8 protein-coding genes and 1 pseudogene are annotated in these 8,339 nt (G+C 43.1%); 4 read left to right on the top strand and 5 right to left on the bottom strand.

Annotated features, from left to right (window positions below; translation table 11 throughout):
• Together ACINWC141_RS06175 and ACINWC141_RS20615 are read left to right on the top strand one after the other, a co-directional pair.
• Positions 1–1,162, top strand: a protein-coding gene (locus ACINWC141_RS06175) for an IS3-like element ISAba21 family transposase (RefSeq protein ID WP_155757885.1) whose coding sequence is annotated in 2 segments (ribosomal slippage) — positions 1–255 and positions 255–1,162 — 1,163 coding nt annotated over the 2 segments. Because the reading frame shifts where the segments join, the coding sequence is not laid out codon by codon here. This gene is flagged as partial in the annotation.
• Between the two features lie 45 nt (positions 1,163–1,207).
• Positions 1,208–1,330, top strand: coding sequence for a hypothetical protein (locus tag ACINWC141_RS20615; protein ID WP_009584542.1), 123 nt, complete (start codon positions 1,208–1,210; stop codon positions 1,328–1,330).
• Between the two features lie 325 nt (positions 1,331–1,655).
• Here ACINWC141_RS20615 and ACINWC141_RS06170 read toward each other — a convergent pair whose 3' ends face one another.
• From ACINWC141_RS06170 to phnC, 5 genes are read right to left on the bottom strand one after another with little or no spacing between them, the layout of a single operon-like run.
• Positions 1,656–2,513 (bottom strand): LysR family transcriptional regulator, encoded by an 858-nt coding sequence (locus tag ACINWC141_RS06170; RefSeq protein WP_009389225.1) that lies wholly within the window; start codon positions 2,511–2,513, stop codon positions 1,656–1,658.
• Positions 2,510–3,517, bottom strand: a complete 1,008-nt coding sequence (locus ACINWC141_RS06165) for a phosphonate dehydrogenase (protein WP_004757466.1) — start codon at positions 3,515–3,517, stop codon at positions 2,510–2,512. The genes ACINWC141_RS06170 and ACINWC141_RS06165 overlap by 4 nt, the downstream gene beginning before the upstream one ends.
• A gap of 41 nt (positions 3,518–3,558) precedes the next feature.
• Complete coding sequence (gene phnE, locus ACINWC141_RS06160; RefSeq protein WP_004757464.1) at positions 3,559–4,356, bottom strand: phosphonate ABC transporter, permease protein PhnE; 798 nt, start codon at positions 4,354–4,356, stop codon at positions 3,559–3,561.
• Between the two features lie 18 nt (positions 4,357–4,374).
• On the bottom strand, positions 4,375–5,235 hold the full coding sequence (gene phnD, locus ACINWC141_RS06155; RefSeq protein ID WP_009389226.1) for a phosphate/phosphite/phosphonate ABC transporter substrate-binding protein: 861 nt from the start codon (positions 5,233–5,235) through the stop codon (positions 4,375–4,377).
• 19 nt (positions 5,236–5,254) lie between these two features.
• Positions 5,255–6,034 (bottom strand): phosphonate ABC transporter ATP-binding protein, encoded by a 780-nt coding sequence (gene phnC, locus ACINWC141_RS06150; RefSeq protein ID WP_009389228.1) that lies wholly within the window; start codon positions 6,032–6,034, stop codon positions 5,255–5,257.
• 626 nt (positions 6,035–6,660) lie between these two features.
• On the opposite strand from phnC, the pseudogene ACINWC141_RS20700 reads away from it, so the two are divergent.
• Positions 6,661–6,759: pseudogene (locus ACINWC141_RS20700) on the top strand (ATPase); the annotation flags it as partial.
• Between the two features lie 496 nt (positions 6,760–7,255).
• Positions 7,256–8,339, top strand: a protein-coding gene (locus ACINWC141_RS06140; RefSeq protein WP_155757884.1) for an IS3-like element ISAba21 family transposase whose coding sequence is annotated in 2 segments (ribosomal slippage) — positions 7,256–7,514 and positions 7,514–8,339 — 1,085 coding nt annotated over the 2 segments. Because the reading frame shifts where the segments join, the coding sequence is not laid out codon by codon here. This gene is flagged as partial in the annotation.

Here is an 8,339-nt window from a genome sequence, read left to right as displayed (position 1 = left end):
GCAAGAAACAGAAGACTTACACCGCAGAATTTAAAGTTGAAGCAATAAAATTGATTGAAGCCAATCAAGGCAATGTATCGGAAACAGCCAGACAACTTGGCATTTCAATGCAAACTCTTTCAAATTGGAATAATAAAGCAAAGACTGGCACCTTAGCAGGCACTAAACAATATTCACCTGATCTAAATGCCTTACTCGAAGAAAATAAAAAGCTCAAACAACAGCTCAAAACAGCTGAAATGGAACGTGAATTTCTAAAAAAGGCAGCAGCGTACTTTGCGAAAGAAAGTCAGTAAGGTACGCCTATATGAAACAGCAAAGATATTTATTCCCGATTAGCTTTATGGCTAGATTACTTCACGTTTCAGTGTCACGATTTTATGATTGGCTAAAACGAGGCATGAATAAAAGATTGGTTCAGCGAAATCAACAGACAATTTTGGTCAAAATAGCTCATGAGGAAACTAAACAAAGCTATGGCTATATTCGATTAACTAAGCATTTACAAGCGCAAGGTATCAAAATCAGTACGTATGCTGTACGTCAAATAAAAAAGCTCAACCAGCTGTATTGTAAGCGTCATAAGCGTTTCAAAAGAACTACGAAGAGTGATCATAATCGAGCGATCTACGCAAATTTACTAGAGCAACAGTTTTCAATGACTAAGCCCAATCTTGCATGGTCAAGCGATATTACATACATTTGGACTGCTGAAGGTTGGTTATACTTGGCAGCAGTAAAAGACCTGTACACGAAACAAGTGGTTGGCTATAGCTTAAATGAGCGTATGACCGCACAACTTGTTTGCAATGCACTGACTATGGCGATTCGTAATCAAAAACCAACGAAAGGCTTAATTATTCATTCGGACAGAGGCAGCCAATATTGCAGCCATGAATATCGAAAGATACTGGAAAAATGTGATTTTCAAGGTTCAATGAGCAAACGTGGGGACTGTTACGATAATGCACCGATTGAAAGTTTCTGGGGCATACTCAAGAATGAATTAGTGCATCATTGCAACTATAAAACCAGAGATGAAGCTAAAGCAGATATTACAAAATACATTGTGTTATTTTATAATCAGCGAAGAATTCAAAAGAGTTTGGATTTTAAAACGCCAAATCAAATAGCAGAGAACTTTTATCGGTTAGCTGCCTAGCATATCCCAAGTGAAAGTCTCCTGCTAATTCAGCACATATCAGGTTTGAATGACGCGGACATTGACCACAGTGATGATCAGGCGACCAAAGCAGGTTGGATACAGGCGAGTCTTGAGAAGATTAAGAGTACGCCTTTTGCGCTAGAGCCTAAGCACCTGACACACTAGATGTACCCGAAAAGGGGCTAGTGAGACTAACGGACACGTTAGCTGGTGGATATGCGATGCAATTGATCTAAATTAATTTCAAAGCACCAGAACCGGCTCAGTTGTGCCCAAAGCGGATGTTCGCAAAAAATAATCTTCTCTTGATACCGCAGATTAAAGTGGATGTTCGATATGGCCTTTTAAAGGTAGAAAACTTAGTATTTAGACGCCTACCTTCTAGAGAAATAACGCAAATGAATAAAATGCTACCATCAACTTAAAATCATGATATGTCACGGCAAACTTCACACTTTCTAACTGTTGGCATAAACAACATACCATCCATCTACTGAAGTAGAAATTTTTTGAAATGTGCCGATGGTGTATTTTCAAGCATATTGCTACGACAAATAACGTAAAGATTTTTGTAGGGGGTGATCCCTTCAATTTTAACGCTTCTTAGTCGACCACTCTCGCACTCATCGACCACAGACGAAGAGATCACCAATGAAATACCCAAGCCTGCCTGTACTGCCCGTTTAACCGCCTCTGTGCTTCCAAGCTGCATAGATACACCAATAGAATCTGCCACGCTTCCGAAAAAATGCTGTAACAGACGCCCTGTGCCGCTACTTGTTTCTCCCCCCAGCAATTTCTCTCCCTTCAGCCAATCTAATGGAATACTCGCCAATTTGGCCCACGGATGCTCCACCGGCACAATCACAGCTAGTTCTTCACTTCGCCAAACGCATGCATCAAATCCCTCTCGTTGATCCCACCATTCCATAATGGCCACATCGACTTCAAAGTTTTCCAGTTTTTTCACAATGGTAAGATTATCGCCAATGACTACATCAAAATTGCAAGTTGCTGTTTTCTTGAACCGCCTCAAGTGCGGTGGCAATACATAGATGCCGATATTCGAGCTCGCGCCTATTACAAGACGATTTGTGTCGAATAATGCGCACGCTCTGGATCCGGTGCGCACTAGGTTTTCCGCATAAGGCAAAAACACTTTGCCTTCCTCTGTGAGCGTACAACCTGCGTTGTTTCGCACAATCAGATTGACACTCAGCGACTCTTCTAGGCGCCTAACATGCTGAGTCACAGCTGACTGTGAGAGCCCTGTGTGCTTGGCTGCTTCACGAAAGCCACCCCGATTCACGACAGCCAGAAAAGTAACTACGCGTTCAAGATTGATCAATTAACGCCTTCCAAAATTGGATTATTGATAGCATCGGATGGCCTTTGGCCGGTCAGTGCCTGTAAGATATTATTGGCTGCTAGTTTCTCGATTTCGAAACGCACGTCGTCGACCGCAGACCCCAAATGTGGGGTGAAAAATGTTTGCGCTGTATTGGTCAGTAACTCCTGCGGAATAGCTGTTGGCCTATCAACACGGATCCACTCTTCCAATTCGAAAACATCTGCCGCATAACCCGCCAATTTTCCAGATTCAAGTGCTTCGGCAACAGCTAATTCATCGACAACTGAACCACGACACGCATTGATCAAGTAGCTTCCTGTGCGCATTGTGCCAATTGTTTCTGCATTCAATAAGTGCAAAGTTTGCGGCGTCATTGGCAGCATAGGTACAACAAAGTCACTGCTACTTAATAATTCATCGAGACTCACCTGTCGTGCATTCCAGGCCTTTTCCTGCTCTTGATTCAAGGCGATGTCATCGCAATAAAGCACCCGCATATCAAAACTCGATAAGCGCTTCGCAATCGCTCGCCCGACCGCACCCATACCGATGATTCCGAGTGTGCGTCCTGTTAAACCCGTTCCGTATAGTTCCGGTCTCCACCCGTTAAATCCGTGAGTTCGGATACGGCGATCCCCCTCGGCCAGATGGCGAGTCAGGCCAAGAAGCAATCCAATTGTCAGCTCCGCCGTTGGGATGGTCAGAAGGTCCGGCACGATGCTGAACCAAATACCACGGCGGGTACAAGCATCGACATCAAAGTTGTCATAGCCTTTGAGTGCTGCACCTACAATCTTCAATTTAGGGCAGGACGCAAGAAAATCATCATCGATACTGTCAGGCATGAATACCATTAGTGCGTCAGCATCCTTTGCTCTCTCCAGCAATTCTGCGCGCGACATAGTATCGCGGGTCATGTTGGGAACGACATCCGCAACAGATTGTAAATAATCGATAATTTCAGGATGAACCCAGTGGGTAAGAACTATTTTTTGTTTCATGTGGACCCTCATGTGTATACCGGATTTTTTATATGGGTTAGCTACTTGAACTTGCGACGCAAGAATGAACTGAATGTATCAACTAGCGTCACCATCCCAAGAATGACCAGCAATATCGCGGATACTTCTTGGTATTGCATAAGACGCAGCGATCCTATCAACTCGAAACCTATACCGCCGGCACCGACCATTCCCATCACCGTTGAGGCGCGAAAATTGTATTCCCACCGATAAATCGCGGTGTCGGCCATTTGCGGTAATACTTGCGGAAAAATGCCATGAAATATCACTTGTAGCGGGCTGCAACCTGCGGCCTGCGCAGCTTCAACTGGTGCTTGATCTGTATGCTCAATCGCTTCCGCAAAAAACTTAGCGATCATGCCGATTGAGTGCAGGCCTAATGCCAACACACCCGGCAGTGCACCAAAGCCGACAGCTGCCACGAAAACTATACCCATAATAAGCTCAGGAACAGATCTCAACACATTTAACAGAGCACGCGCAGCCTGATAGACCGCTGGATGTGGACTGGTATTGCGTGCAGCCAAAATACCCAAGGGCACGGACAAAAGCACAGCGATGGCGGTTCCAGCAATACTCATGGCTAAGGTATCGAGCACTGGCTTGACCCATGCTCTCCACTCACTAAAGTTGGGAGGGAACATCTCACCAATGAGACTAACAAGACTTGGCACGCCTTCGCCTAAACGCTCACCATCAAATAGACCAACGTAATACCAACATCCGACGACAATAGCTAAAATCAATATCACATACCTAACTACTCGATTCCAGCTTTGGCGCTGCTCTGACAATATGGCTTCGAAGTTCGTATTCATTGTAGAGACCTCAAAAAATTAGAACTTGGAAAAATCTAGCTTTAGCAAACTACCTAAATCACGCACGACATCGTAATCCTTATCTGTTACAGGCCCGAATCCTTCAGCCTTGAATGGTTTCAACACGTTCGGATCTTTCAAATCGAGGAAGGCAGCACGAATTTTTTCTTTAAGCTCTGGTTTTAAGTTAGAGCGCATAGCCCATGGGTACTGAGGAAACGGTTTTGACTCCGCTAAGACCTTCACTTTGTTTAGATCGATCAAGCCGCTCAGAACGAGCGATTTGAAAATGGGCTTGCTCAGACCACCGGCCTGCGCGTGTCCATTCTGAACTGCCATCGCCACTGCATCGTGAGCGCCTACGAAATGCTCCTTGTAATCCGTTCCGGCAAATAATCCTTTATCAGCAAGCATTGATTTGGGGATCAGGTGGCTGGATGTAGAGGCCTTGTCACCCCAGGCAACGGCTTTTTTCTTGATATCTGTGATGTTGTTGATGCCCGCCGCCTTATTCACAATTAGCACTGACTGATAAGTTGTTGTGCCTTTTTGTTGCATTGCTGCAAATGGTTCAATCTTACTTTTCTGTTTGGCCAATACATAAGACAAGGGCCCAAAATATGCAAGATCAATACGACCGAACCGCATTGCTTCAATCATTGATGAATAGTCAGTGGTAACAATAAGCTCAATCTTTTTGCCCAGAGCTTTTTCAAGATACATCTCTAGAGGCTTATTATTTTTAATGACGGTTGATGCATTTTCATCAGGCAAGAGAGCAACTTTTAATGTGCCGGGGTCAGGATTAGGTGCGGCATATGTGACACTACCTAAGAGGCTAAACAATATTAGAGCCAGTACAGCGAATAGCTTTTTCATGGTTATTTCTCCTCAGTTCTTAAGTTAAACAATGGTTATGAGTAATATTTGGAATGTTTGAATTCAATTGCGCTTTTTGTTCATAGAGTTCAGTTACATGCGTTTGTGTCAGAGCCGCTGGTATTGCATCGAACACAACCTTGCCATGAGCCAGACCGACGATTCGGTCAGCATAGCGTTTAGCGAGATCGACTTGATGTAGGCTGACTACAGCGGTTATGCCGTCTTCTTTGCATATCTGGTGTAAGAGCGCCAAGACTTTGTTGGCGGTTGCTGGATCAAGGCTTGCCACAGGCTCGTCTGCCAAAACAAGTGCCGGTCGCTGCGCTAATGCCCGAGCTATACCCACGCGTTGTTGCTGACCGCCACTTAACTCATCCACTCGTGAGAGTGCTTTGTGAAGTAGCCCAACGCGGTCAAGGCTGTGTAATCCAATAGATTGATCCTCCTTCGATAGAGGAAAAAGAGTACGAAGCGTCGAGTGATAACCTAGTCTACCCATTAGCACATTTTGCAAAACAGAAAGTCGACCAATTAATTGATGCTGCTGGAATATCATGCCAGTACGCCGACGATGCTCTTGCAATATTTTTTTGTCCAACAATGAACCTAACATTGTAATGTTTATATTGCCGTTAGTGGGTTTTTGCATCAGGTTAAGACAACGGAGCATTGTTGATTTGCCTGCACCAGAGGCACCGAGCAACACTGAAAACTGTCCCTGTTGAAACGTGAGTGAAGTTGGATGCAACGCAATCATTTGTCCGTACTGGACGGTAATATTTTGAAGTTGAATCATTGCTGCCAGACCCTCGTTGTTGTAATCAATCTTTATTTTTGATTACGAAATCAGATAATGAGGTGAGCATAACGACTCAATGTTACAGTTTTATTGCGAGCAATTAGCAATCGCACTCAAACGCTTGGCTATAAGACTTCCAATTGGTATGCAGTGAGGCGCCGGTAATTGGCGGAGCTAGCTGGGAGGGGTTTAGCAGGATTTTAAGGCACACCCTGGCGTCCGCTTCTGGCCGAACGCAGCTGGAAGGCTCAAAATAGGTCGAGACACATTAAAATTACGTCACTACTCATAAGTGGCGATTATGTAAAATCGTTTGCGTGGCTTTTAACCTACTACTAATCAATACAGAGAGTGCTGTGGATAAGTGTCTTTACGGATTCCTTTTACTACAGACTCGTTGAAGTTGTAGCAAAACTCGAAGTACAAATATTTTATTTTTGGTGATGCGCGGCTATTTGAAAAGTAGCGAAGTTGTTGCGCTTTAGTGAGCTGGAATTTGAATAGCAGCATGAAATATGTTTGTTATTTGGACCGCTTTAATGGGTAAAATTCGGCTGGGAGTTTCGCTACAGCCTCGTTAGGCATGGCCATGAAAATATTCCTAGATAGTAATATTGTTAGGCACTCTGCAACTACATATCGCACTATGGATATCTATTTTGGCGGGGGTAACGCATCATTGTCATATCGTCGAAACAGGCAATGAGTCTTGGCGCTTTAAAGAATCGAGTACCAAGGGAATTGCAACAAAGCGAACTAAACCACGACAAACCAAAATAGATCAGGAGGAGTTAGCCATCAATTAATTGAGTTTCACGACTGTAATATTTTAACAACTACGTGGGTCAATTTTAGATGCAAATAGTGGGTCAGTTTTTAGTGACATTTGACAATTGCAGCGTTAAAGTGAACGGATAGCGCGAAGAATGCGGCCATAAAAATAAGTGTGCCGAGCAGACTCATAAGGGCAGGGAGATGCTTTTTAATTTCGTTTTTGTAAATCGTTATTTTGATATGCAACATATGGATCAATCCTGATAAATTAGGCAATACCTGCATGTCAATGCAGATTCATTTTATACGCCAGCAACCCCTTGCTGGCGTTTTTTTTATGGGACTAACCATACCTGTTAATTCTGACAGGTAGTCTCCTGATGTGTGCTGAGAAAACAGGAGGTTTTAACTTGGTAAACTATAGACACTCATCAGGAGTTTACCATGAGCAAGAAACAGAAGACTTACACCGCAGAATTTAAAGTTGAAGCAATAAAATTGATTGAAGCCAATCAAGGCAATGTATCGGAAACAGCCAGACAACTTGGCATTTCAATGCAAACTCTTTCAAATTGGAATAATAAAGCAAAGACTGGCACCTTAGCAGGCACTAAACAATATTCACCTGATCTAAATGCCTTACTCGAAGAAAATAAAAAGCTCAAACAACAGCTCAAAACAGCTGAAATGGAACGTGAATTTCTAAAAAAGGCAGCAGCGTACTTTGCGAAAGAAAGTCAGTAAGGTACGCCTATATGAAACAGCAAAGATATTTATTCCCGATTAGCTTTATGGCTAGATTACTTCACGTTTCAGTGTCACGATTTTATGATTGGCTAAAACGAGGCATGAATAAAAGATTGGTTCAGCGAAATCAACAGACAATTTTGGTCAAAATAGCTCATGAGGAAACTAAACAAAGCTATGGCTATATTCGATTAACTAAGCATTTACAAGCGCAAGGTATCAAAATCAGTACGTATGCTGTACGTCAAATAAAAAAGCTCAACCAGCTGTATTGTAAGCGTCATAAGCGTTTCAAAAGAACTACGAAGAGTGATCATAATCGAGCGATCTACGCAAATTTACTAGAGCAACAGTTTTCAATGACTAAGCCCAATCTTGCATGGTCAAGCGATATTACATACATTTGGACTGCTGAAGGTTGGTTATACTTGGCAGCAGTAAAAGACCTGTACACGAAACAAGTGGTTGGCTATAGCTTAAATGAGCGTATGACCGCACAACTTGTTTGCAATGCACTGACTATGGCGATTCGTAATCAAAAACCAACGAAAGGCTTAATTATTCATTCGGACAGAGGCAGCCAATATTGCAGCCATGAATATCGAAAGATACTGGAAAAATGTGATTTTCAAGGTTCAATGAGCAAACGTGGGGACTGTTACGATAATGCACCGATTGAAAGTTTCTGGGGCATACTCAAGAATGAATTAGTGCATCATTGCAACTATAAAACCAGAGATGAAGCTAAAGCAGATATTACAAAATACATTGTGTTATTTTA

Origin of the sequence: Acinetobacter sp. WC-141, from assembly GCF_000313935.1 — a bacterium.
Lineage (GTDB): Bacteria > Pseudomonadota > Gammaproteobacteria > Pseudomonadales > Moraxellaceae > Acinetobacter.
The sequence above is the reverse complement of the archived record's forward strand: the minus strand, read 5'-3'. Positions and strand labels throughout refer to the sequence as shown.

What these genes read in the sequence shown, in the direction of transcription:
- ACINWC141_RS06165 (WP_004757466.1), bottom strand. Translation starts at nt 3,517, where the DNA reads ATGAAACAAAAAATAGTTCTTACCCACTGGGTTCATCCTGAAATTATC.
- phnE (WP_004757464.1), bottom strand. Translation starts at nt 4,356, where the DNA reads ATGAATACGAACTTCGAAGCCATATTGTCAGAGCAGCGCCAAAGCTGG.
- phnC (WP_009389228.1), bottom strand. Translation starts at nt 6,034, where the DNA reads ATGATTCAACTTCAAAATATTACCGTCCAGTACGGACAAATGATTGCG.
- phnD (WP_009389226.1), bottom strand. Translation starts at nt 5,235, where the DNA reads ATGAAAAAGCTATTCGCTGTACTGGCTCTAATATTGTTTAGCCTCTTA.